Raw genomic sequence first — 25286 nt, 5'->3', positions numbered from 1 at the left:
CTATTTGGTGATCGCGATCAGCGCACCCGGTTGCAGCCAGCGCATGACCTCCACCAACGTGCCATCGTCGATCGCCACGCATCCCGCGGTGGGTCCACCGTCGGTGGTGTGAAGGAAGAACGCACCTCCGTTGCCAGGCACCCTGGCCTTGTTGACGCCCATCACGACGGCGTGTGCGTACTGCGGGATGTCGAGGTTCTCGGTGCCGCTGTCCGGCGATGTGTCGAACGGGCACTGTGCCTTCTTGCAGACCTGCATGGTGTTGTAGGTCGGGCTCTTCATATCGCCGTCCCACCAATGGTCCTTGCCGACTTGGACGTACTGCAGGCCACCGCCGGGGTTGGGCGCGGTGCCGAACGCGAAGTCGAGGGTGTAGATGCCAAGCGGGGTGGCCATGTTGCCGTCGTGGGTCTCGGCGGCGAAGCCGTTGGCGCCGACATGGGCGGGGATACCGGCGCGGACGGCCTCCCATCCCGCAGGGCCGCGTTGGAAGACGTCCATCTTCGCCGACGAACCACCCGCTCCCACAACGGAAATCACCTGCGTGGCATTGCCGACCTGCGGGGCGAACCACGGTGTGAAGTCAGCGTTCGCAACGGGCGCCGCAGTCAGATAGACGGCTGCAGCGCACAGCACAGCGAGCAGTCGGCGCACGCATTCATCGTCAGTGGTGCCACAGCTAGGGTCAAGTAAAGGTTCAGACACGATTGAGGATCGCCGGATCCGGCTACCTTGTCCTCATGGAATTGCTGCCCTTGCGAGGGCGCCGACGCGGTATTCGGCAAATCGGCGAGGGCCTTGGCACCCTGGACCGCGAGGTCTTCGAGGCCATCGCGGAATCACCCAGCCCCCTGCTGGACGCCACCATGCCACGGCTGACCTGGGCCGCTGACCATTCGAAGCTGTGGTTCGTCATCGCCGCCCTGCTCGGCGTGCTCGGCGGTCCATCCGCGCGCCGCGGGGCGACCCGAGGGGTTGTCTCGTTGGCGATAACCAGCCTGTTGACCAATCAAATCGCGAAGAGGATCTGGGTGCGGCAGAGGCCGAATAGGCTGACTGTGCCATTGGCCCGCCGGGGGCGTCGCTCGCCGACATCGAATTCCCTGCCGTCGGGCCACTCAGCCAGCGCCGCGGCTTTCGCGGTGGGGGTGGGTCTTGAGAGCCCGCCGCTTGGTCTTGGACTGGCGCTGTTGGCCGGCTTGGTCGGCCTGTCGCGAGTGGCAACCGGTGCGCACTATCCCGGCGATGTGTTCGCGGGTTTCGGCATCGGCGCGGGCATTGCGGTGCTGGGTGGGCGCGTGGTGCCCCCAGTCGTGGTGACCAAGATTCCGACGGCGGATCCGCTGCGCGTGGAGGCTCCCGAACGACCGGACGGCGCCGGCGTGGTGTTGGTGGTGAACCCGGCGTCGGGCGGCGGAACAGGCGCACGCGTCATCGACGAGGTGCGAGAGGCGTTGCCGCAGACCGAAATTGTCGAACTCGGCGAGGACGACGACGTCGAAGAGGCATTGAACAAAGCCGCGGGACGGGCCGAAGTCCTCGCGGTGGCGGGCGGCGACGGTACGGTGTCGTGCGCAGCCAGTGTCGCGACGGAGGCGGGTCTACCGCTGGCAGTGTTCCCCGGCGGCACGTTCAACCATTTTGCGAAGGACATCGGCTGCGACACCGTCGCGAAGACGGTGGACGCCATCCGGCGCGGCAGTGTGGCCTGCGTCGATCTGGTGTGCCTCAACGAGGGCCGAATGGTGATCAACACCGCGAGCATCGGCGCTTACCCCACGTTCGTGCAGACGCGCGAGCGCCTCGAGCACAAGATCAGCAAGCCGCTGGCGGGGCTGTACGCGATGTTCCACACGCTGCGGCACGACCAGCCTGTGCGCATCACCTACGACAACAAGACGTTGCAGACCTCACTGTTCTTCGTCGGCAATTCGACGTATCTGCCGTCGGGATTCGCACCGTCACGGCGCACGCGCATGGACGACGGCCTGCTCGATGTAAGGATCCTGGAGACGGGCCGACGCTTGAGCAGGACCAGGATCGTCGCTGCGCTTGCGCTCGGCCGCCTTGAGCGCAGCCCGCTGTACCACGAGTTGCGGGTGCCGGAGTTCAGCTTCCGCGCGGTGGACGGGCCGACGGTACTGGCGCACGACGGCGAAGTCGGCAGCGAGGTCACCGAGGCCACCTTCAGCGTGCGGTACCGAGCGCTGCCGGTCTTTCGTCCGTTACCGTGACGGGCCGCACCGGCGGGACGACCAGCAGGCACGCGACGAAATACGCGTAGCCGAAGGCCCATCCGGCGATCACGTCCGTTGGATAGTGCACGTTGAGCACGACGCGCCCGATGCCGATAGCAAGCACAACCAATGCGCCAACCGCGATCAGCCAACCCCTCAGCGGTCGGCGCACGACGGGAAGCGCAACGGTCAGCAGGGCCAGCACCGCTGTCATCACGCCGAGCGCGTGGCCCGACGGAAACGAGCTCGACGGCGCGGCGACCAACGCGGTCGCCGGACGCGGCCGACTGGCGGCGTATTTGGCGATCTCGGTGATGATTCCGGTGAGCTCGACACTGACCACCAGAAACATCGCGACCCGCACGTTGCGGCGCACCAACGCGAAGACGATCACGGCCAGGGTCAGCAGCCGGAACGCGGTGGGCCCGAGCACCGTGCAGAACACATCCCATGCGGTCACCCAGCCGCGGTGGCCGGCGGCATAGCGATGCCCGGCCTCCAGCAAGGACGCGTCAATCGTCGCCAGCCAGGCCCAGTTTGACGCGTAACCGACCCACATCAGCCCGAACACCGCGAAGGCCAGTGCGGCCGACGCGATCAGCCAGGTCTTGCGGGGTGTCACCCCTTCAGCTCTACCACCTCTGTCGCCCGCGCGGCTGCGAGGTCGCGTTAGGGTTACTGGACATGGCCGTGTTTCTGCGAAAGCTGCTGGGAATCGGCAAGCTGCCTGCCGAGTTGCGCGCCGAGGTCGAGGCGGAGGGCATCATTCACCTCGCCGAGTACGTTTCTGTCACTCGGCGGTTCAGTGGACGGGTCCCCGGTATGCGCTCGGCGGGCAGCATTTCGAGTTATGTCGGCTCGCTGGTGCTGACCAATCAACGGGTGCTTGCCACGTTGTCGTCGGTGCCGAAGCTGGCCGGGCGCACCGTCGATCTGCGGTGGGATGCCCCGCAGGGCGGGGCCGTCAAGGGCGAGCTTTCGACGACGGGGCTTCTGCTCGACGTCGACGTCGCCGAGGTCGATCCCCGTTGCAGTGGACATCTTTCGCTGCACTACAAGGAATCGCTGCCCGAGGATCTGCTCATGCGGCTGCCCCGGCGATCTCTGGCCTTCGATGTGCCTCCGGAATATGTGTTCCGCGCCGTTGGTGTGCCCTACCACCCGTAATCGCGCGAAAAGCGTTAGAACGGTGGTGGGTCGTCGCCCCCTGGTGGTGGGCGTGTGGGGAAATAGGCGTCGTTGCAATCGTTTTCGAGGTTTTGGCGGAGTTCGTGGTTGCGGGCGCGTTCTTCGTCGATGCGGTTGGCGCGGTCTTGGGCCCGGGTGCTGGTGCGGCGCGGCATCTTCAGTGCGCGACCAGGTTGAGCACTAGCTGCATGGGTCGGTGTGGTGACCGGTGCGGTGGGTCGGCACAGCGATGGAAACAGCAGCCGGCTACCCGGGTAGGTAGTGAAGGTCTGCCCGCTTGGGCTGGTCCAGATGACGGTGCCATCCGGTAGTTGTCGGTCTAACCAGCCGCAGAATGTCTTGAGCAGGTGGTGCTTTCGGCACAGGCATTTGATGTTCGACGCACACGTCGGCCCGTCTGGATAAGGGATCGTATGGTCCAAGTCGCAATGATCTGCCGGTTCGTCACAGCCGGGGAAGCGACACGTCAGATCCCGGCAGCGCACAAACCGCGCCAACCCCGCCGAAGGCGCATATCGGGGCTCGGGCGGACTGTCACCGGGGTGAATCACCGGACGAATCACCGCAGTGGTGGCCAGTTTGGCCGCGAGCAACGGTGCGGGCAGAATCCCGCCGCCCATCACCAGAGCGGGCTTGGTGTTCGGGCTGCCCGTCGGCTCGGGCTGCGCCAACGCCTGCGCGATGCTCATCTCTCGCAGCTCTGCGGTGCTTGGCCCTTGCGCCTCGGCCCCGTCCAGCCGCGCGGCGGTGTCATCAGTGAGGCTGTCCTGCTCGGCGATCACGTTGATCACCACCGCGCTGGGCGTCTTGGTTGCCGCGTCGCAGTCGGGTCCTCCGCACAGGCACTGCAGCCGGTCGGCACCGTGGCCCAGCGCGCCCAACGCGTCGCTGCGGCGCTGATCCAGCGTGCGCGGATCGGCCTCACACACCGCGCCCGCCATCGCCTCCAACCGTTGATCCAGCGCCGCGCCGTCCTGGCTGAGCAACGTGGCCTCCAGATAGGACACCCCGCTGCCGTTCGCGGCGTCGACCACATCCACATGCCGGCCCCGGACACTGGTTTCAATGCGGCGCACCGCATCGGGGTCAACCCGATCCACCCAGTAATCGATGGCGGCCTCGACCTTGGCCACCGACATCGATCCCCAGCCCACCGCTGCCGCGGCCAACTCCACATCGACTGCGGCCTGCGCCCCGGCGTCGCGGATCAGCCCGGTGCGATACACGATCGCATTGACCTGCCGGTAAGAAATCCGGCCGGTGGCAAAAACCTCGGCCACCCGGGGCAGCCGCTCGCGCAGCGCCATCGCGATCAGCAGCTGATGGGAGGCCACCCCCAGCGACACATCGTGGGCCGCGGCCACCTCAGCGGCCACGGCATCCCAATTGTCAACACACCACTGCTCGCGTTCGGCGCAATCATCGGCCGCCATCCGCGCGGCAAGCACGTCGGCGATCGCGGACAACCTTCGAGCACACACCGCGTTCTCCACCCGCGCCCACGCCCCCACCGCACCGGCACCACAGGCACCGGCCGCGGCCGCCACGAGTTGATCGAACATATGAGCGAAGCTACCCACTTCGAAGGACGCAGACCCGGTTAAACCTGGCCACCAAGCCCAAGCTGTGGATGAATTCGGACCTGGGGATAACTTCGTCAGTGAGCCAAAGGGTTGCCGAATTCCCGCATGCGGTGTTCGGTGGGCCGACGGCAGAAGGAGGACCAACCGAGTGACTGTGCGACGGGACAACGTCCTGCTGGTCCACTGGCACGACCTCGGCCGCTACCTCGGCGCCTACGGCCACACCGACGTCGAGAGCCCCCGACTGGACCGGCTGGCCGCCGAAGGCATCGTCTTCACCCGCGCCCACGCCACGGCGCCGCTGTGCTCGCCCTCGCGCGGCTCGCTGTTCACCGGCCGCTACCCGCAGAGCAACGGTCTTGTCGGCCTTGCCCACCACGGCTGGGAGTACCGCGCGGGTGTTCGCACGCTTCCCCATATCCTTGCCGAATCCGGTTGGCACACAGCGCTATTCGGTATGCAGCACGAAACGTCATATCCGGCGCGGCTGGGCTACGACGAGTTCGACGTGTCCAACTCCTACTGCGAGTACGTCGTCGAACACGCCACCCGCTGGCTCACCGACGCGCCCGAGCAGCCGTTCCTGCTCACCGCGGGCTTCTTCGAAACGCATCGGCCCTATCCGCGGGACCGCTACGACCCCGCGGACGCCGACGACGTGGTCGTGCCCGACTACCTGCCCGACACCGACGACATCCGCGAGGACCTTGCCGAGTTCTACGGATCGATCACTGTCGCGGACGCCGCTGTCGGCCGCCTCCTCGACACCCTCGATCAAACGGGCCTCGCCGAAAACACCTGGGTCGTATTCATCACCGACCACGGTCCAGCGCTGCCGCGCGCCAAATCGACGCTGTACGACGCGGGCACCGGTATCGCGCTGATCGTGCGGCCTCCGCGCGGTGCGGGCATCGAGCCCCAGACCTACGACGAGTTGTTCAGCGGCGTCGACCTACTGCCCACGCTGCTCGATTTGCTCGGCCTGAACATTCCCGAGGACGTCGAAGGTCTGTCCCACGCAAGGGGCCTGCGAGCGGCAGGCGCCAACCCGGTGCGGACCGAGGTCTACACGACCAAGACGTACCACGATTCCTTCGACCCGATCCGGGCCGTGCGGACGAAGGAGTACAGCTACATCGAGAACTACGCAACGCGCCCGCTGCTCGACTTGCCTTGGGACATCGCGGAGAGCGCTCCCGGCCGCGTGATGGAGCCGCTCATCCAATCCGAGCGGCCGGCGCGTGAGCTCTACGATCTCGTCGAGGATCCGACGGAAACGCACAACCTGTTGGCAGCCGACGTCACCGACAAGTCCGAAGCGATCGCCAACGATCTCGCGCTGCTGCTCGACGACTGGCGCCACAAGACCAACGACGTCATCCCATCCGAGTTCGCGGGCACGCGGATTGCCGAGCGCTACACCGAAACATATTTACGCATTCATGGCCCACAGATCACCAGCCGATCGGCGATCGCGGCGGAGCGAGGCATCGAAGAGAACCACAGTTCCGGGCAATAGATTTACTCATTGTGATCGCAATGATCGCCCCTGCCAACCAAATTGAATGCGGTTATGCTCTCGCCCATGTCACATGCGACGGCCTATTTGGTGCTCGCTTCACAGCGCAGTGGCAGCACGCTGCTCGTCGAATCGCTGCGCGCGACGGGGGTGGCAGGCGAACCCGGCGAATTCTTCCAATACCTGCCGACCACAAGCCAATCCCCGCAACCGAGGCAATGGTTCGAGGGTGTCGACGACCCGTCGATCCATCGCCTGCTTGATCCGCTCGACGAAGGCAAGCCCGACCTCGCACCACCCGAGATATGGCGGGACTACATCCGCACCGTCGGCCGCACGCCGAACGGCATCTGGGGCGGCAAGCTGATGTGGAACCAGACGCCCCTGCTGCTGCAGCGCGCAGCGGGCCTGCCCGACCGGTCGGGCGACGGCTTGCTTTCGGCCATCCGCGACGTCATCGGCAGCGACCCGGTCCTGATCTACGTTCACCGCCCTGACGTTGTCTCCCAGGCCGTTTCGTTCTGGCGTGCGGTGCAGACCCGGGTCTGGCGCGGTAGACCCGATCCAGTGCGTGACTCCCGAGCCGAGTACCACGCAGGGGCAATCGCACACGTCGTCACGCTGCTGCGCGAACAGGAGAAGGGCTGGCGGGCCTGGTTCGACGAAGAGAACATCACACCGATCGAGATCGCGTATCCCGTTCTGTGGCGCAACCTCACCCAGATCGTCGGCGATGTGCTCGAGGCAATCGGGCAGGACCGTCGGCTCGCACCGCCACCAGTTCTGGAACGCCAGGCCGATCAGCGCTCCGACGAATGGGTGGACCGCTATCGCGCCGATGCGGACAAGCTCGGGCTACCCACCTGACCCAACCTGCGCCACTACGAAGATCCGGCGGAACGGGAAGAACGTCTTGCCATCGGCCCGCGCCGGGTAGGCCGCGTCGAGCATCGGGATCAGCTCCCGCCGAAACTCCTGCCACTGTTCGTCGTTGAGTCGGCTCTTCACCGGGGTGAGCGCTGTGCCGGTGATCCACTCCAGCACCGGATTCTCGCCGCTGAGTTCGTGAACGTAGGTGGTCTCCCATGCGTCGACGGTGCAGCCTGCGTCACTGAGCAGACCGGCGTACCCCGACGGGTCATCGACCTGCCCCTCCCGAAACGGGAAGTCCTGCAACGCTTCTGCCCACCGCTCACGACGGGCTAGCTCGCGCACGGCCCGGTGCGACGGCGCGTCGAAGTTCCCTGGCACCTGCATTGCGATCCACGACCCGGCGTCAAGCTGCTGGGCCCACCGGACCAACAACGATGCGTGCTCCTGCACCCAGTGCAGCGTCGCGTTGCTCACCACCACGTCGGTGTCCGACCGCGGAGTCCACTCCCGCACGTCGCCGACGTGAGCGTCGACGCCGCGCTCGCGGGCGGACTCGACCATCTCGACCGAACTGTCCCACGCCTCAACGACCGCGTCGGGCCACCGCTGCGCGAGCGTCGCGGTCAGATTCCCGGGGCCGCAGCCCAGGTCGACCACCCGCCGGGGAGCATCGGCGTTGACCCGCGACAACAGGTCGTAGAACGGGCGTCCGCGATGATCGGCGAAGGTCAGGTAGACGTCGGGATTCCACATGCCGCCAGTGTGGCATTCACACAACTCACAGCGGGTTCGCAGCCCTGGCACAGGGCCCCGGCTGGTAAATACCGGCACCGTATGCGTCGTGACTGCCCTCGTCGACGAACCGGTCCGCCCGGTCGCCGCGCCGACGACCGCGCCGGCACGCGCCACGCCCTGGTCGCGGTGGGCGCTGGCCGCACTGCTCGGTGCGACGGCGGTGCTGTATCTGTGGAACCTGTCAGCGAGCGGCTACGGCAACACCTTCTATGCCGCAGCCTCGCAGGCCGGTTCGCAGAGTTTTTCGGCGTGGTTCTTCGGCTCTCTTGACGCGCAGAACTTCATCACCGTCGACAAGCCGCCCGCCTCGCTGTGGGTCAGCGGGCTGGCGGTGCGACTGTTCGGGATGAACAGTTGGTCGGTGCTGGCGCCGCAGGCGCTGATGGGGGTTGCGGCCGTCGCCGTGCTGTATTGCGCGGTGCGACGCGCGTTTTCCGACCCCAACCATGGTGCGGCCGCGGGGTTACTTGCCGGCGCGACCATGGCGGTGACACCCGCCGCGGCGTTGATGTTCAGGTTCAACAACCCCGACGCGCTGCTGGTGCTGCTGTTGACCGTCGCCGCCTACTGCCTGATGCGCGCCACCCTCACCGCATCGTGGCGCTGGCTAACGCTCGTCGGGGTGGTGATGGGCGTCGCCTTTCTCACCAAGATGATGCAGGCGTTCCTGGTGCTGCCCGGCTTCGGTGTCGCGTATCTGCTTGTGGCGCCGACGACTTGGGGCAAGCGCGCGCTTCATCTGCTCGGCGCGGCGGCGGCGTTGATAGCCGCGGCGGGTTGGTGGGTGCTTGCGGTGCAACTGATCCCGGCGAATGCGCGCCCCTACATCGGCGGGTCGACGGACAATACTGTGCTCGATCTGGCGTTCGGCTACAACGGGATCAATCGCCTACTCGGCCACCGTCGAGAGGGAAAGCCGCTCGGCGATTGGGGCAGTTCGAGCGTGCCGATGCTCGGCGGGCATGCCGGTCTGCGCCGACTGTTCACCGGTGAGATGGCCAACGAGATCTCGTGGCTGATCGCGGCGGCGTTGTTCGTCGTCGCATTCGGAACGTACCTGGCCGCGCGGCGAGCGCTGAGCCGCGCCGAGTTGTGTGCGCTGGTGACGTGGGGCGCCTGGCTGCTGGTCACCGGCGTGGTGTTCAGCTTCATGGGTGGGATCGTCCACCCCTATTACACGGTCGCGCTGGCGCCCTCGATCGCCGCACTTGTCGGCATCGGCGCGATATGGGCGTGGCGGCGAAGAGCGCGCTGGGACGGCCGCTGCGCGCTGGCCGCATTGGTCGTGCTTGCCGCAGTGCCATCGGCATTCCTATTGCGCCACAATGCCTTTGGCTGGACATGGTTGCCGTGGCTGATCGTCGTTGTCGCCGTAGTCAGCGCTGTCGGTCTACTGTGGCCGCGCCCACCGGTGATTGCGTTGGTGACCGGAGGTGTGGCTGCGTTGGCCGCGACGACGGCGTTCTCCGTCGCGACGGCCGCCACGCCGCATCACGGGACGATGCCCACCGCAGCCAGGACGTCACAGGTCTCGGGTGGCTGGATCAACGACGAGGCCAGCAATCCCCAACTCGCAGCCATGTTGGCATCGACTCACACCAAATGGTCGGCTGCGACGAACGGTTCTCAATCGGCAGCCGCCCTCGAAATCGCTTCTGGCACATCGGTGATGGCCGTCGGCGGCTGGAGCGGCGACCCGGTTCCGACGCTGCAACAGTTCATCGACGACGTACACGAGGGCAAGATCTCCTACTATGTCGAGGCGGGCCGCGGCCCGAATTCACCAGGCGTAAACGGCAAGGTCATCCGCAGCGAACTGCACACCGCTTCGCATACTCGCGAGGTCTCGGATTGGGTGGCTGCGCACTATCCCGGCACATTCGTCGGCGGATCCACGGTTTACCGGTTGAACTGAGGGCTACCATGCGGAAATGTCCAGCACGCGGGACTCCGACGCCCTTCCCGTCGATCCTCCGATCCCTGTCCCCGACGTTCCCGGTGCCGACGCAACCGTGCGTGGACTGCCGCGCCGCGTCGACCTCACGCTGCGGCAACGTCTGATCGTCGACTCGTCCGCGGTCGCCGACGTCGCCCTTCGCACCGCGATCGCGTCGCTGCTGAGCGCCACGATGCTGCCGGCGACGCTCACCGCCGCGCTGCGCCGGTCAGCGGGCCGCGCCGAACTCGACCACCTCCGGTTTTACGCCGAGCTCGCCAGCGCCCGCGACCCGGAACTGTCCTTCCCCAAACCGAAACAAGAACCGCGAATCTCCTCACGCCCGGCCAGTCCGATTGCCGAGTGGATGGCCAAGGGCCGAGTGAACAACATCCGCTTCGACAGCAGCTTCGAAGCGGTCAACCCGGCGCTGCGCGATCAATGCCACGGTTACGTCCGCAACAACGTGGTGCGCGCACAACACTGGGTCCACGACGATGGTCCGCATCCCACATTGTGCGTGATCCATGGGTTCATGGGTTCGCCGTATTTGTTCAACGGCCTGTTCTTCTCACTGCCATGGTTCTACCGGTCCGGCTACGACGTGCTGTTGTACACCTTGCCGTTTCACGGCGCCCGCGCCGAAAAGGGCTCGCCGTTCAGTGGATACGGATACTTCGCACACGGTTTCGCCGGTTTCGCGGAAGCCATGGCCCAGGCTGTGCACGACTTCCGCTCACTGATCGACTATCTCGAGTTCACCGGGGTCGACAGGGTGGCACTGACCGGCATGTCGCTTGGCGGGTACACATCGGCGTTGATCGCGTGCGTCGATGACCGAATTCAGGCAGTGATTCCCAACGTTCCCGTCGTCACCCCGGATAGGACCGTCGACGAGTGGTTCCCCGCCAACTACGTGGTGCGGCTGCGTGACCTGATCGCAGGCACGGACGATCAGCTGGTGCACGAGGCGACGAAATACCCGTCGCCACTGAACTATCCGCCGTTGGTACCCAAGGATCGGCGGCTGATCATCACCGGGCTCGGCGACCGGCTGGCGCCGCCCGAACAGGCCGAAATACTGTGGGAGCACTGGGACCGCTGCGCCTTCCATTGGTTCCCCGGCAATCACATCCTGCATGTGAGTCAGCCGGACTACCTGCGCCGGATGACGCGGTTCATGCGCGACTTCATGTTCGAATGAGCCTGTCCACCGACAGCGGATTCAGCGCGTCAAGCGCAAGCCGGTGGCGCCCATTCAACGGTGTGGCACCCGCGATCTGGTCCGGCTTGCCGGGGGTTCTGATCGCACATGCCCGGTCGACGCGCAGGTCGGCTGCGCTGCCCGTGATCTCCAGCGCCATCCAGATTTCCGACGATGGCAGCGACGCAACGTCGTCGAGGCTCGCTACGCGATAGGCGGCGACGTAGCCCGACCCGTCGTGCAGACCACCCCACGTTTCCTTGGCATCCGGCCGTGCCGGGGTGTCGGCGCTGTCGACGATCATGGCGTCCCAGCCCTCCTCACGGAGATGGTTCGCCAGCCGCCTCCCGACCACTTCGGCAGTGTCGTGCAACGGAATTCGCGGCGACCGTGCGCGCAGAGCGGTCAGGTTGTCGGCCGCGCCGATTGTGATCCCGATCCAGGTCGTGCGCGAGCCGCTGAGGTCGCGGCTGGTGATGCGGATCTTGTCGCAACGGATGCCGTACCGGTCGAGGTAACCGGCGATCAGCGGCAATGGCAGTCCAGCGGGCTCTACCCGAAGCAGGACAGTGGTGTAGTCCGATGATTGGTGAGCGCCGTTCTTCTGGTTCCGGCGCAGCAGCATCGCCACGCGACGGCCGATCAATGTCATCACGAATGTTCCACGCCACCAGCCGAATAGCACCAGACTGCCTGCCACCGCGATGCCGGGCAGCCACCGGTCGGCTGTCGACGTCCATGGGTAGGTCATCGCCGCTGGAACGATGAGCAGGGCTGCCAGCGCTATGCGGGCCGTCATGTGAGGGGGTCCTTTCGTCGGCGCAATCCGATCGTGACCAGCGTGACAAGGGCCAGCACTGCGGTGCCGATGAGCGCAGCAGTGCGTGGGGTGTTGTCTTCGGCCTGCGGTTCCGGTGGTTCGGCGATCGCTCTGGCGGCCGCAGTATGCGACACGGAAGCCTCGGGTACGTCCCAGGTGAGAGCGGCGACGGCGTCCACGCCGCCGGCGCCAACCAGATTCGACGGTGAACGGGCCGCGCCGTGTGCCGTCGCGGTGATGCGATGGATCACCTGAGCCGCAGTTAGATTGGGAAACTTGCTGCGCACCAACGCTGCAACGCCCGATATGTAGGCGGCCGCATAGCTGGTGCCGCTGATCGGTGACATCTCGTTCCCGTCGTTCGGTATGCCGTTGGCCAGGCCGCCGCCTGGACCGTTGCTCACCGAGACGATGCGCTCACCGGGCGCTGCCACGCCGAGCCAAGGACCTGCCATGGTGAACTCCGATGGCCGACCATTGGCCGCCACGGACCCGGCCGACAACACAAAGGGTTGCCACCACGACGGTACCGACACGGAGGTGACGCTGGCCCAATCCCCGGCGTTCGACTCGCATGCCGCCCCGTCGCGAACGTTGCCCGCCGCTGCGACGATCACCGCGTCCTTCTGCACCGCAGCGTATTTCAGTGCTGCGCCCAGCTCTGTCTGATCAACCGGCTTGTCGGCGGGCACACACGTCACCGCCGAGATGTTGATGACACTCGCCCCGAGGTCGGCAGCCCGCACGACCGCGCGGGCCAAGCTCGCGACGTCGACCGCTGCGCGCGCTTGCGTCGGATCGCTGGCAGAGATGCGCGGGGCGTACTTGGCCGATGTCTGGCGGATCGAGATCAGCCGTGCGCCTGGTGCAATGCCAGAGAAGCCGTCATTGCCCGGTTGGCCCGCGATCAGGCCGGCGACCAACGTGCCGTGCCCATCGCAGTCGGTGAGCCCGTCGGTGGCCGCGACGAAGTCACCACCACCCTCGACGTTCGGTAGCCGTGGACCGGGCTGCACGCCGGTGTCGATCACCGCGACGGCCTGACCATCGCCGCGACTGTGTCGCCACGCCTCAGAGAGGTTGAACGACAACTGGTTTGGTGTCGTCATATGTGGATCCATACCTGGCATCACGCCGGTGGCCACACATGCGCCGCGTTGCGTCATCGGCTGCGGCGGGCCCGGATTGCCCGGTGGCGGTGCGGTCTCGGCATCCACTTGCGGCGGGCTGATGGCGCCCGCCGGCGGTCCGGCACTCATCAGCACGGCCAGCGCCGCCGCGAACACGGAGATTACGCGCAGAGTCACCGATTCAGCACCAACGCGAACAGGCCGGCGAGGTAGGCCATCACCGGGATCAACGACGCGTCGATGGCCGACGCCACAAACCCGACCAGTCGTCGCATCGGGAGCGAGTAGCTATCCGGCTCGCCGATACGCGGATTCAGCGCCACAACCACCCACATCACGACCAGTGCGGCCAGCACGGCAAGCGCCCACCAGGCCGCTTCGTAGCGTCCGGTGACGGCGAAGAGGACCAGCACCGCGACCGCCACGAGGTAGGGGTGCGCGAGCAGCCACGCCTTGCACGTCGCTGAATCCCACACCCGCGCACGCAGTACCGCACCGACGGCAGCGGCCGCCACCAGGTACCACGCCCACGGCGACGACCCTTCCGGACCGACCAACGCAAGCGAGCCGACAACCGAGAGCAGCACACCGCCCGCGATCAAGCCGGTCTGGTGGGACTCGCTGACTCGGACGCGGCGCGGCAGATCCTCGAGCACCCGTAGCGGTCGCGCCGACGGCGTTGCGTCACCCGGTGCGGGGATCACCGGCAGCGGGAACCGCGCCCACAGCGCTGACAACTGCGCCGACTGCACCGTAACCAGGAGCGCGAACAGGACAACGACGCAACCCAGCGTCGCTGTCGGCAACTCCCACATGGTCGCTGCGGCCGCGGGCAGCAGGACGCCGAAGGCCGTGACCGCAGCGGCAGTGAACACCGCGATTGCGCGCTCTTCGATGGTGATGCTGATGATCGACCATGCCGTCACACCTGCGGCCGCCAGCAGAACCTGGGCCGGCCCGAATTCACCAGGCACCGCGAGCAGGAACACAGCGGCCACCGGCGCCAGCCCCGTCACCGCCAGCGCCGTGGCCACCCGCGCCGACCGAAGGCGGCTCACCAACGCCGCGACCACCGTCGCAGCGGCCACTCCACCGGCCATGAACAGCCCAAGCGCTGCGCCGGTCGCCAGCCGGTGCGCGACGGAGAGTCCGGTGAGCACAAGGATCAGGCCGATGAGTGCGCCGACGGCGGCTCGCTGGATATGTGCTGTGCCCCAAGGTCGTTCGCGTGCTGCCGAGAAGAGCGCCGCGGCGTCGGCGATGTCCTCGGCGATGTTCGGTGCAGACGGGCCGGCGGGCAGCGGCTGCAGGGCGAGCAGATCACCGTCGACCACACCGACGGTGTCCAGCGTGGTGTCCAGGCTGAACGGCGCACCGCCGATGGGCGCCAGACTCAGCGGAACCTGCGTTTCGACGCCGTCCTCACTGACCGGCGACACCATGCGTTGCACAGCGGGCAGGATCTCTCGCAAAGGCAGCCCGGCCGGCAGCGCCAGATCGGTCATTCTGCCACTGTCGTCGGCGGTCGCGAGCACGGCCACCCGCACGATCGGCATTACAGCGTTGTCGGGCATCGGTTTTCCGTTCTGTCGAAGTCGCGGGTGAGCTGGATGTCGGGAAACCAGGACCCGTCGGGAAGCGTGGCGGTGAGGCGCTCGATCGCAGCGGCGATCGCCATAGGTGTGCCGGGTGCGAATGTCGAAATCCATTCGCCGTCGAACGCCTTGGCCGGGCTGACGAGGATGCGGCCTTCGGTGGTGTCGACGATGCTGACGCCGACATCCGTTGTGATGCGGTGACCGTCGCGGTGCTGTCCGGCGACAACCTCCACATATGTGCGTCGCTCGTCGAACGCCGCCTCGGCCACGGGACGCGCTGAGGCTGGAATTCCCAAGTAGTCCAGGGTTTCCCGCAGCCGAGCCCCGGATCGCAACTGTTCGTCTGCCTGTGCGCCTGCGCGCGAAGGCAGGGAGAACTCGGTGAACTGGGCTGGGCGCCGCCGACTCAGACCCGATGCCAATACGGGCACCAGCGCGTGCGGGTGGTCGATGTCCATGGCGGTCAATGTGACGAGCCCGGCGTTGCGCAGCGCAACGACAGTGCTCCCGCCTGCGCGTGACACCACTCCGCGCAGCATCGCGCCGCGGCCGCTGACGAATCGCATCTCCAGCCACTGAGCCGGTCGGCAGGTCACCGCAATCCACCGCGTGGCCGACTCATCGATGCGACCGCCGGATAGGACGCCGAGCCGGGTCAGCTCGTCGGTCTGCGCCGCAACGAACGCCGTCCGCTCCGCAACGTCGGCGTATGGCTGCGTGATCGCCAGCACCCATGGGAAAGTGCCCGCGCCGCACGACTCTGCGACAAACCACGCCGCGTCGACGGTCAGCTCAACAGCGTTGGCTCGCACTCAACCCCACTTGGCGCCCTCGGCCTGATCCCGGGCGCTCATCGACATCGTGTTGGTCTCGTGTGTGCTCGCCATGGCGCGGTAGGCGCGGACGAGTTCCTCCATGCCGGCGTTCCATTGCGCCTGCCACGCCTGATAGGTTATCCCGGTGTCGCCTTGCCATCCGCTGGCAAGCGCGGCCTGCTCGCTGGCGATGTCGGCGCCGACCGCGTGCAACGCACCGGCGTAGCCTGCCATTTCACCGGCGTGCGCCAGCATGGCCGGGTAGTTGTACATGATCTGAGACATGACTTGACCCTTTCCGATCAGATAGCGGTGTAGCTGCTGGCCGCGGCGGCGTCCTCGGCCGCGTATGTGCCTGCGGCGTCGCCGATGTTGGCCTGCGCGATGTCCAGCAGCGTGTTGATCTTCGCGGAGACCTCGACGAACCGGGCATGCGCGGCCTGGAAGGCAGCAGAAGATTCACCCATGTGGAAGGCCTGAGCGAACTGGGCCGCCTGCTCGGCCTGCGCGATGGTGCTGCGCATCAATGCAGCCTTCGCACCGAACGCCGCCTCCGAGGCGACGAGTTGCGGAATGTGAGCGTCGAGCAAGCTCATTGATCTTCCCTTCTCTCTTCTGTAGCGGGATCCCACGTTGAGGGCATCATCGGGTTGACGGGGCCGCCGCCGAACGAATCTCCTTGCAGCATCGTCAATCCGGTGGCTTTGGGCGTGCCGGTGGCCGCGGTGCCGGAGAACCCCATCGGGCCTGAACCGCGTGTCGACGCGGTGACGCGCGGTTCCTCGACGGGCGGGCTCGGATCGAGATCGGCGTCCATGTCCATGTATTCGTCGCCGTAGTCCCTCGCGATCGCGCCGCGTTTCTTGCGGGCGCGGCGCCGTTCGCGTGCGGATACGGCTGCCGAAGCCGCTGCGACGGCCGGAATGTCGGCAGCCGGCGCCTTCGCACCGGTCTCGTCACGCAGCGTCGGGGTGAAGCCTTCATCGGGGTCCAGGCCGGGGATCGCGTACGGTACGGCGCTCGCGGCAGCAGGTGCAGCGGGTGCCGCAGGACTGGCAGGCGCTGCGGCACCACCGGCCGCCGACGCGGCAGGGGCCGCCACAGTCGGTGCGACGCCCGCGACCGGCCAGACTCCCGGCTGATCGGCCCTGACCGGAGCAGGCGATCCAGGCACCGGTGCTTCCGCGGGCACCTCGGCCGGCGCAGGCTGATCGAGGTACTGCGGCAGAAGTGCCCCGACCACACCGAGGGTGATCGCCAACAACGGTTGGATCAGCAGCTGCGGATAGGTCAGCGACGCGCCGATCCACGAGAACACCTGGTAGGCAACGGCAAACAGGAACGGCCCCCAGGTGACCAGTGCCTCCGACGGATTGGTCAGAAAATCGGTGATCAGCTGGATCGAGTTGCCGATCGGATCCTGCAGGAAGTTGATGATCGGCTCGAACAACCGATAGGTGTAGTCGGAGTACCACTTCAGCAGCTGCGCAATGAGATCGGCGAGGTTCTGTCCGGCGCCGGCATCGGCGGCCTGCAGTTGTGCGGACGACTGACTGATGTCGGCAACGGCGCGACCGGTTTCCCCGACGCCCGGCGTCAACAGCAACGGCGCAGGCGATATCGTCGGCGTCGCGGCCACCGCAGCACTCGCGACAGCCTGATAGCTGGTCATGGTCGTGGCGGCCTGAATCCACATGCGGACGTAGTCGGCCTCGTTGAGTGCGATCGGAATGGTGTTGAGGCCGAAGAAGTTCGTTGCCACCAGCGCGGCATGGGTGGTGTGGTTGAGCGCGAGCTCGGCCAGGGTCGGCATCGCGGCAACGGCTGTGGTGTAAGCGGCCGCGGCGGTTTCGTGCTGCACCGCTGCCGCCGCGCTGTTGACGCTCGCCTGCGCCAGCCATCCGAGGTACGGCGTGTGCGCGGCGATGTACTGTTCGGCGCTCGGCCCCTCCCACGAGCCGGCCTGAACCGCACTCAGTATCCCTGTCAGTTCCGCTGCCGCCGAGGCATATTCGGTGCTCAGCGACTGCCACGCTCCCGCTGCCGCCAACAGCGACCCGGGCCCGGGGCCGCCGGACAGCAGGGCCGAGTGCACCTCAGGTGGCAGGGCCATCCACACGGGGGCGGTCATGGTCAGCCGCGGGCAATCAGGTACGACGAAGCCGCCAATGCGTCGCCGGTGACATAGCTGGCACCGGACTCGCCAACACCAATCCCGGATCGACCGAGTTCCTCGACGCCCTGCGCCGCGATCGCCTGCTGTGCTGTGGCGTGCGCGTTGAATCCCATTGCAGTGGACAGTGATACGACATCGGCGGCTGGCGGGATAACGGCAGTCACCAGAGGCGCGGCGGCAGTGTGCGCGGCGGCCAGCCGAGCGGTCAGCGCCTCGACGGCCGCGCCGGCGGCGGTCAGGCCCTCGGGTACCACACGCAGGGTCATCAGCTGTATTCCTTTCCATGCGAGGCATGCTCGGCCACAAGTGGGTTGACGAGTTGAACGAAGATTGGAGTTTCTGTGTCGGTGAGTAGGACGCCGCGCCCCGCGGGCAGGCGGCTGAACCGGTGCCCGCGAATCTTGCCGCTGTCGTGCGGGTTACCCGACAGCATGATTGTCGTGGCCTGCAGATCGTTGAGCCGACGCAGCAGTGGCGCAGTCATCACCGCATGCGCCGAACCGGCGGCACGCGCGGTGACGATGACCCGCAAACCGAGATCGGTCGCCTGGGACAGCAGCCCGATCAGCGTCGTCCACGGGCGCTGCCCTGCGTACGGACCCGTCACGGCGGGCGTGTCGGGAATCTGGTCCACATCGTCGATGATCAGGTAATGGGTATGACCCTGATACGTCCAGCCGCTGAGTTCGGCGGCACTCAATCCGCCGGGCGGACGGCGCTTTTCGAGCAGTGCCGACAGCCCGAGCATGGCAGGCAGAATCCGGTCGACGTTGGGCGTGTACTCGTTGTCGGCGAACAGCGGCTCGTCGACGAGCTGCAGCCGCCGGTCGATCACCGTGAACGCGACGTCATTCGGCCGTGAGTTCTCGCGGACAGTGCGGATCAGGTGCCGCAGCAGCGTCGTCTTACCTGACTTTGCGTCGCCGAACACCATCAACAACGGGTTGTCGGCGAAGTCGACGGCGACCGGGGTCAGGTCTTCCTCGCGTTGACCGATGACCACGCGGTCAGCTGCCGGATAGAGCGGCGCAACGGTCGCAGGTGCCAGGTTGGCGGGAAGCAACCTGACCGGGGGTGCCGTGACGTCGGGATATTGGGCGTTGATGGCCGCGATGGACTCCAGCGCGGGGCGGGCGAACAGGAAGTGCTCGGCGGCCATGGTCAGGCCGCGTCCTGGCTGGTCGGCAGGCACGGCTTCAGCGGGTCTGCGCAGCGCGCCCGGCACGCGCACATTGCTGTCCTGTGCGTCGTTGAGCCGCAGCTCGAGCCGCAGCCCGAGCCCGTCACGCATGGCCAGCGGCACTTCGATCCAGTTCGGTGTCGTGATCACCGCGTGGATGCCGTAGGGCATTCCGGTGTTGACCAGTTCGGTGACCTTGGCCAGCAATGGGTTTCGGGTATTGAAGGCGTCGGTGTTGTCGCGGCTGAATGCGTAGAGGTTGTCGATGAGCAGGAACACCTCGCCGTAGCCGTCGTCGCGATCGTCCGCCCCGCGCGCCTGCCGCGAGCGCAACAGCTGCTCGAGTTCGGCGAAGGTACGTCGAATGCGTTCCGGCTCGAGCGGCGAGGCCACACTGCCGACATGCGCGAGATCCTTCAGCGGTGCAAGCTGACCGCCGCCGTAGTCCAGGCCGTAGAACGTGACGTCCCGCGGGGAATGCAGCGCCGCGGCGGACAAGACGAAGGTCTGCAGCGCAGTCGATTTTCCGGACTTGGGCCCGCCGTGGATGACCAGGTTGGCACCCGCCGACGTGGCGTCGAACACCAAAGGGTCGCGACGCATCTCGAAGGGCTTGTCGATCTCACCGAGCGGCCACCGCCACTGTCGAGGGGCAACCCCCGAGCGGTGCACCACGTCGGCGAGGGCGATCGGCTCGTCCAGCGGCTCCAGCCACAGCGGCGGAGCCTTGGGACCATATTGCGCCAACTGCTCGCCGATGGTGGCGATCAGCTTGCGCGGGGGAAGCACGTCGACGTCAGGATCTTTGAGGATCACCGTGTCGGGCTCAGGTTCGACGCGACCGGCGGTGAACAGCTGCGGACGCGGAATAGCTCGAACGACAACGGATTTGTCCACACGCGGCGGTTCGTAGATGCCGTCGACATACGTGCTGCGGAATTTGATCGGCACCGCCCCCGGCGCGGGCACCAAGAACCCGACGCCTTTGTGATCGCGGCCCGACTCGATGTGATAGGCGTCCTCGACGCCGATGACCTGCCGGGAGATGCTGGGACTGGCCACCTTCAAGCCGATCCGATAGGACGTGTTCTTGTCGATGTCCTTGATCCGGCCCACGTCCAGTGTCTGCGACGCGAACAGAATGTGGATGCGGAATGAGCGTCCCTTGCGGGCAACGTAATCGAACAGATCGGCGTACTCGGGATGGTCGGCGAGCATCAGCGTGAACTCGTCGGCCACCACGAACAGCGTCGGCAGCGGCGGCAGTTCGTGGCCCGCGGCGATCGCATTCTCGTACTCGGTCACCGAGTTGAACGCGCTGCCTTGTACACGTCGGCCCGCCTCGCGCAACAGTTGTTCGCGACGAGCCACCTCGCCGCGCAGCGTGTCGGCGAACCTGTCGGCCAATGACCGCTTCTCGGCCATGTTCGAGATGACCGCGACCACCTGCGGGAAGTTGCGGAAGATGTCGGCGCCCGCCTCACCCTTGAAGTCGGCGTAGATGACGATCAACCGGTCGGCGGGATGAGTGGTCAACAGCGCCAACAGAATCGACATCAGCGTCTGCGACTTGCCCGAGCCGGTCATGCCGATCATCAAGCCGTGCGGCCCCATCCCGCCTTCGGCCTCGTCCTTGAGGTCGAAGTAGAGCGGCTCGCCGGTGGCGGTGACCCCGATCGGGACTCGGAGTTCGTCATCGCGGTGGCGTGGCGCCCACAGCGTGGCGACGTCGAGCGCCGAGGCGTCAGGGATGTCGAGCAGCGTGCTAAAGGTGGTCCCGCCGATGCTGGTGGCACGCGAATGGTTCGGGTTGGATTCCCACCGCGACAGCCGCCGTGCCAGGTGGCGGGCGTCACCGGCACCAAGATGGTCTGCGCTGTCGATGAATTCATGCCAGTCGCCGCTGTGCCAGCGCTGAATCGAACCGCCGGCTATTTGCAGGATCGGCCGCTCGGGGTCGGAATATTGTTCTCGGTGAGGAGGGTTCGCCGAACGGTGGATGACGGTGACGCCTGCAGAAAGCAGTGGCCGCGGGTCCGCGTCGGGATCGTCGAGCACCACCAGCCAGTGCTTCGCCGAGCCGTCAGGCAGCTGCAACTCGGACGCATCGGTGTGCAGGTGGCGAGCGGGCCCGACCCCGTCGGCCTCGCCGGGGTTGTCGACATGTGGCAGCCATTTCAGCCAGGACCAGTCGTCGCTTTCCAGATCCGGTCCGCTGAAAGCGATTCCTAATATCGTGGGGTCGTGCCAGGTGGCGGCCTGTGCGATCCATGCCCGCAGCACCCCGCGCACCTCATCGTCGTCGCCGAGCACCGTGATCCGCGACAGCTTGGTCAGGTCAATACCCGCCGGTGCGTCGTGGAGCGTGCGTTGAGTGTCGAGCAGACCACGCAACGTCGTGTGCGAGACGGGTTCGAGGTCGATCTCGTCGGCGGAGTCTTTCACGCGCAGCGTGGTGTCGAGCGGCACGTCGTGCAGCCCGGCGCGAAGCACGAGAAAGTCGTCGTCGTGTGGGTCGCGCTCCCATTGCCTGCGAGTACCGGGGACCACGATGAGCGCTGATGGCGCGGGATGCGACCACTCCAACCGGGCGCGCTGATCGGCTGCGTGCGCACGCACGTTGTCGCGGATCACCGAAAGGTAGCGCAGGTAATCGGCGCGTTCGGCGTCCACCTCTTCTGTTCGCATCTTGTTGTCTGAGCCGCGGTACAGCGCGGTGGCGGCGAGCAGCAAGACGAACGGGAAGAACAACGTCTGCGGCGAGATCAGCCGCATACCGGTGGCGACCAGGGCCACGATCATTCCGACGATCAGCAGCACGATGAGGTAGGGCAGCACGCGGCGCAGCAGCGACGGCGGCACCTGCCGCGGTAGTTCCGGCGGCGGCTCGATGGTGATGGTGCCGGTGCGGGTGGCCGGTGGGGCCAGCCGGCGGTGAGTCTCGAAGATCAACCTGCTCATGGCGCTTGCCTCCCCACACCGTCGGGCGACAGGGCGTCGTGTGCCAACAACGCGTCGGCGCGTGACAGGGTCGGTCCCGCCGCGAACTGGGACAGCACCGACCACGATATCGGCAAGGGGTGGGCCGTCAGGCCAAGCGACGCAGCGGTTTTCGAATCTTCGATGCCGTAGCGGACGCCGGTGTCGCTGACCCAGAACAGCGACGAGTTGCTGTCGACGAAATAGCCGGTGCCCGGCGAAAGCGAGACCCGGTTAGGTGAGCCGACGAGTTCCACGGTATGCAAGCCGTCACGTACTGGCACAGCGGCGCCGGTCAGCAACGTCAGCGAACTCACCTGCGCTCCTTCCGGTTTCGCCCATTGCGCGCACGTGATGGGATCCTTGGCCATGTCGACGAGGGTCACTTTCTCCGACGGATATGCATCGGTATCGATTCCGCGGGCCACCGGCATCCGCGCGATCTCGTCAGCCCCGAGACGTGGTGGCTGTTCCAGACCGAAGGAGTTCGTATTGCGCAGAATCCCGGCAAGCGCCTCGGAAATCGGTTGCAGCCCGTCACTCAGTACCGCGTAATACCGGATGGTGTTGTCGGCTTCATATGCGACGACGACCGCGCCAACCGGGACAGGAACAGACAGCGGGAAGCGAGGGGCTCCGCCTGCGCCGGCAATGGCAGGCGCGGTCAGTGCGGGACCCTCGGGGATTGCGTTGAACAGCCCGACGGGGATCGGCCGCGGCGCCGCAATGTCGGTACCGAGGCCGAGCGCATCGGTCACTGTACGGTCGGCGAGGTCCAGCGCGCTGCGTCTGCCGTCCCACAGCAGCCAGGTGCGCCCCTCGTTCGAAGCGAGGACCGCGTGCAGCGGTTTCAGTTCAGAAGCGCGTTCACCGCCGGTTCCCAGCGATCCGGCGATCACCGTGACCCCCGGATTCGCATCGCCGCACACTGTCCACAGCGCGTCGCGAGATGCGTTCTGCACCAACCGTTCCGGGGCACCCGGGATGCCGAGGAGGTTTCCGCGGGGGAACTTGTCGAGCTCGGCGCTCTTGACGGTTGTCGGGTTGTCCGGCCGCCCGGCGATCAGCCGTGCAGAGGCGAGGTTCAGTACCGGGTGAAGCTGGTCGCCGACCTTGACGTACAGCGCCGCGGTGGACCGGTCGGCCAGCACCACATCGTTGCCTGCCACACCCGAGGGCCGGATCAGCGAGAAGATGAAGCAACCGGCGAGGCCGGTGGTCAACACCAGTGCGCCGACGAGCACGGCACGGGTCTGGGTGCGCAACGGGTCGACCAGCATTCGGGTGTCATGCAGTGCGACACCAGAGGCGATGCGGCGCATGACGAATCGCCAGCCCGACACTTGATGCCGCGTGACGAAACCGCGGCGATGCACCACGCGGTTGGCGTTCTCGTTGACCGGAGTGCGCGACGTGAACTCCCGGCGATCGCGCCCGCTCACCCTGGCACCGACAGCCCGAGCCCGCGCAGCAGCGGAGCAGCAGAGGAGTTGACGTCTTTTGCAGTGATCGTCATCAGTTCGTCGTCGGTGAACTCTTCCGCGTCGGAATGGTCGAGTCGGTACTCGCGCTCCTCCTCCGACCGCTCGACGAGGTTGCGGACGAAACGGCCGTTGCCTGCGATGTCGAGGCTGCGGCGCGCGACTCCCGCGGCGTCCGGCGTCGTCGTATCGGCGAGGTGACCGAACAGCGCCTCCATGTCGGCGAGCGCTGCGTCTTCGAATACGCTGTCGCGCTTCTCGGCCATCCGCATCGCGATCTCGACGAGTTCAGCCGCTGAGTAGGAAGGAAAGTCGATACTGCGGGTGAACCGTGAGCGCAGACCCTCGTTGGTATCCAGGAAGTGGTCGAGGTCTTTGCGGTAGCCGGCGACGATGACCACCAGGCGGTCGCGGTCGTTCTCCATGCGGGCCAGCAGGGTGTCGATGGCCACCAGCCCGAAGTCGTTCTTGGCGCCGGTGGACACCAGCGCGTAAGCCTCGTCGAGGAACAGCACTCCGTCCAGGGCGCTGTCGATGATCGCGTTGGTCTTGGCCTCGGTTTCGCCGATGTGCTGACCGATGAGGTCGGCGCGGTGCACCTCGCGCACGGTTTCCTTCTTCAAAAGCCCTAGCCCGCAGTAGATTTTCGCGACGACACGCGCGATCGTGGTCTTACCGGTCCCGGGCGGCCCCGCGAACACCAGGTGGTTGGTGCGCTGCGCGACGGTAAGACCGCGCTCCTGGCGCCGAAGTGCCATGGCCACTGAGCTTTTCAGCCGCGCCACCTGATACTTGACTTCCTCGAGTCCGATGAACTCGGCGAGTTCGGCTTCCGCCTCGATCAGCAGGTGCGCCTTGCGTTCCTTGGCTCCCGGGTCGACGAAGTCGGCTTCGTCGGGTTCTGAATCCGGGTCCCACGGGTCGGTGCGGGCGTCGATGCGCGCAGCGGTGGTGGTCCTCATCCCGAACGACGAATCCGACAGGGCCTCTTCGATGTTCGCGTTGTCTGGATGGGCCGCGTACAGGTCCTGCAACAGGTCGTTGGCCTCGTCGTCCTCACCCTGAGCGCGTAGCGAGAGCGCCTTGGCGAGCGCCCCGTCAACGGCGGCGACCGCGACAGGCCCTTCGGGCTCCTCGAGATACGACAGTGCGGGAGCGAACATGCCCAGCCGGGCCAGCGCGATGCCGAGTGTCACCCGGGCGGCGTGGCTGAAGACGTCGTCCAGTGACGGATCGTTGACCACCGTGGTAAGCAGTCGCACGACGTCCGACCACCGCTCGGCGCGGTAAAAGATGGCCACGCGCTGCCACGTCGCGTCCAGCCAGCCGGGTCGGCGTTCGAGCACCTCGGTGACCAGCCGGTCGGCATCGGCATAGTTGCCTGCGTTGGAAAGAGTTGCCGCATAGGCCAATTGGAAGTCGTCAGGATCGGATGCGCGCAGCTGGAGGTAGAGGCCGGTGTCGTAGGTGAACACGAGGGCACGCGGCGCGAGACCGGCTTGCCGCTGAAGCAGTCCTGCAGTGGCCGACGTGCGCCAGACCGATTCGACGACATGGGCGTCCGCCTCACCCGCTGCGGCCAGGCCAGTCCAGGCATCGCACTGCTCGTGCGCGATGTGGGTCAGCGCCGCGAAGCCGGATCGGGCGGCGGGCAGGTCGGGTGGACGCTGCCGGCCGTGAACGGACAGGCCGAGTGCGCGACAACAGGTGGCGAACCGGCTGATCAGGTCGCGATCGACCCGGGTCAAGGCATGCGGAGCCGCCAGAGTGTC

Annotated in this window: 21 protein-coding genes; 6 read left to right on the top strand and 15 right to left on the bottom strand. The window is 66.6% G+C overall.

The window, feature by feature from the left end; genetic code table 11:
- Positions 1–654 carry a L,D-transpeptidase family protein gene (locus tag J3E61_RS11480; protein ID WP_192725764.1) on the bottom strand — a complete coding sequence of 218 codons (654 nt, stop codon included), beginning with the start codon at positions 652–654 and terminating at the stop codon, positions 1–3.
- Positions 655–740: 86 nt separating this feature from the next.
- Between J3E61_RS11480 and J3E61_RS11475 the strand changes: the two genes are divergently transcribed.
- Entirely contained in the window at positions 741–2234 is a 1494-nt protein-coding gene (locus tag J3E61_RS11475; protein WP_210083633.1) for a phosphatase PAP2 family protein, read from the top strand.
- On the opposite strand, the gene J3E61_RS11470 is transcribed toward J3E61_RS11475, so the two are convergent.
- Positions 2188–2859, bottom strand: a complete 672-nt coding sequence (locus tag J3E61_RS11470) for a phosphatase PAP2 family protein (protein WP_210083632.1) — start codon at positions 2857–2859, stop codon at positions 2188–2190. The two genes, J3E61_RS11475 and J3E61_RS11470, sit on opposite strands and share 47 nt — an antisense overlap.
- Positions 2860–2921: 62 nt before the next feature.
- Between J3E61_RS11470 and J3E61_RS11465 the strand changes: the two genes are divergently transcribed.
- Positions 2922–3404 (top strand): hypothetical protein, encoded by a 483-nt coding sequence (locus J3E61_RS11465; protein WP_192725767.1) that lies wholly within the window; start codon positions 2922–2924, stop codon positions 3402–3404.
- A gap of 14 nt (positions 3405–3418) precedes the next feature.
- On the opposite strand, the gene J3E61_RS11460 is transcribed toward J3E61_RS11465, so the two are convergent.
- On the bottom strand, positions 3419–4987 hold the full coding sequence (locus J3E61_RS11460) for a DUF222 domain-containing protein (RefSeq protein WP_210083631.1): 1569 nt from the start codon (positions 4985–4987) through the stop codon (positions 3419–3421).
- 169 nt (positions 4988–5156) lie between these two features.
- Between J3E61_RS11460 and J3E61_RS11455 the strand changes: the two genes are divergently transcribed.
- Both J3E61_RS11455 and J3E61_RS11450 read left to right on the top strand, forming a co-directional pair.
- The gene (locus tag J3E61_RS11455; RefSeq protein WP_210083630.1) at positions 5157–6527 is read left to right on the top strand and encodes a sulfatase; all 1371 of its coding nucleotides are present in this window, start codon (positions 5157–5159) and stop codon (positions 6525–6527) included.
- Positions 6528–6593: 66 nt separating this feature from the next.
- Positions 6594–7394, top strand: coding sequence for a Stf0 sulfotransferase family protein (locus J3E61_RS11450; protein ID WP_192725770.1), 801 nt, complete (start codon positions 6594–6596; stop codon positions 7392–7394).
- On the opposite strand, the gene J3E61_RS11445 is transcribed toward J3E61_RS11450, so the two are convergent.
- Positions 7383–8153: a trans-aconitate 2-methyltransferase gene (locus tag J3E61_RS11445; protein ID WP_210083629.1), complete on the bottom strand. Its 771-nt coding sequence runs from the start codon at positions 8151–8153 to the stop codon at positions 7383–7385. The two genes, J3E61_RS11450 and J3E61_RS11445, sit on opposite strands and share 12 nt — an antisense overlap.
- An 88-nt stretch (positions 8154–8241) precedes the next feature.
- Between J3E61_RS11445 and J3E61_RS11440 the strand changes: the two genes are divergently transcribed.
- Together J3E61_RS11440 and J3E61_RS11435 are read left to right on the top strand one after the other, a co-directional pair.
- Entirely contained in the window at positions 8242–10110 is a 1869-nt protein-coding gene (locus J3E61_RS11440) for a glycosyltransferase family 39 protein (RefSeq protein ID WP_210083628.1), read from the top strand.
- Positions 10111–10126: 16 nt separating this feature from the next.
- Positions 10127–11335 (top strand): prolyl oligopeptidase family serine peptidase, encoded by a 1209-nt coding sequence (locus tag J3E61_RS11435; protein ID WP_210083627.1) that lies wholly within the window; start codon positions 10127–10129, stop codon positions 11333–11335.
- On the opposite strand, the gene eccE is transcribed toward J3E61_RS11435, so the two are convergent.
- Genes eccE through eccA form a run of 11 tightly spaced genes read right to left on the bottom strand, consistent with a single transcriptional unit; the run spans position 11322 to position 25241 of the window.
- The gene (eccE, locus tag J3E61_RS11430; protein ID WP_210083626.1) at positions 11322–12134 is read right to left on the bottom strand and encodes a type VII secretion protein EccE; all 813 of its coding nucleotides are present in this window, start codon (positions 12132–12134) and stop codon (positions 11322–11324) included. The genes J3E61_RS11435 and eccE overlap by 14 nt on opposite strands.
- Entirely contained in the window at positions 12131–13414 is a 1284-nt protein-coding gene (mycP, locus tag J3E61_RS11425) for a type VII secretion-associated serine protease mycosin (protein ID WP_210085513.1), read from the bottom strand. Before mycP ends, eccE begins: the two co-directional genes overlap by 4 nt.
- A 44-nt stretch (positions 13415–13458) precedes the next feature.
- The gene (gene eccD, locus J3E61_RS11420) at positions 13459–14859 is read right to left on the bottom strand and encodes a type VII secretion integral membrane protein EccD (RefSeq protein WP_210083625.1); all 1401 of its coding nucleotides are present in this window, start codon (positions 14857–14859) and stop codon (positions 13459–13461) included.
- Positions 14841–15695, bottom strand: a complete 855-nt coding sequence (locus tag J3E61_RS11415) for an ESX secretion-associated protein EspG (RefSeq protein ID WP_210083624.1) — start codon at positions 15693–15695, stop codon at positions 14841–14843. The genes eccD and J3E61_RS11415 overlap by 19 nt, the downstream gene beginning before the upstream one ends.
- Positions 15696–15983 carry a WXG100 family type VII secretion target gene (locus tag J3E61_RS11410; RefSeq protein ID WP_210083623.1) on the bottom strand — a complete coding sequence of 96 codons (288 nt, stop codon included), beginning with the start codon at positions 15981–15983 and terminating at the stop codon, positions 15696–15698. It abuts the gene before it with no gap.
- A gap of 17 nt (positions 15984–16000) precedes the next feature.
- Complete coding sequence (locus tag J3E61_RS11405) at positions 16001–16294, bottom strand: type VII secretion protein EsxS (RefSeq protein ID WP_210083622.1); 294 nt, start codon at positions 16292–16294, stop codon at positions 16001–16003.
- The gene (locus J3E61_RS11400) at positions 16291–17829 is read right to left on the bottom strand and encodes a PPE family protein (protein ID WP_210083621.1); all 1539 of its coding nucleotides are present in this window, start codon (positions 17827–17829) and stop codon (positions 16291–16293) included. Before J3E61_RS11400 ends, J3E61_RS11405 begins: the two co-directional genes overlap by 4 nt.
- Before the next feature lie 2 nt (positions 17830–17831).
- A complete protein-coding gene (locus tag J3E61_RS11395; protein WP_210083620.1) occupies positions 17832–18140 on the bottom strand; it encodes a PE family protein in 309 nt (102 codons plus the stop codon).
- Positions 18140–22015, bottom strand: coding sequence for a type VII secretion protein EccCa (gene eccCa, locus J3E61_RS11390; RefSeq protein WP_210083619.1), 3876 nt, complete (start codon positions 22013–22015; stop codon positions 18140–18142). Before eccCa ends, J3E61_RS11395 begins: the two co-directional genes overlap by 1 nt.
- A complete protein-coding gene (gene eccB, locus J3E61_RS11385) occupies positions 22012–23475 on the bottom strand; it encodes a type VII secretion protein EccB (protein WP_210083618.1) in 1464 nt (487 codons plus the stop codon). The genes eccCa and eccB overlap by 4 nt, the downstream gene beginning before the upstream one ends.
- Entirely contained in the window at positions 23472–25241 is a 1770-nt protein-coding gene (gene eccA, locus J3E61_RS11380; RefSeq protein ID WP_210085512.1) for a type VII secretion AAA-ATPase EccA, read from the bottom strand. The genes eccB and eccA overlap by 4 nt, the downstream gene beginning before the upstream one ends.
- Positions 25242–25286: the final 45 nt, after the last annotated feature.

The organism is Mycobacterium sp. OAE908 (genome assembly GCF_017872775.1).
Taxonomy (GTDB): Bacteria; Actinomycetota; Actinomycetes; order Mycobacteriales; family Mycobacteriaceae; genus Mycobacterium.
Note: the sequence above shows the minus strand (reverse complement) of the source record. Positions and strands in the feature narration are given on the sequence as shown.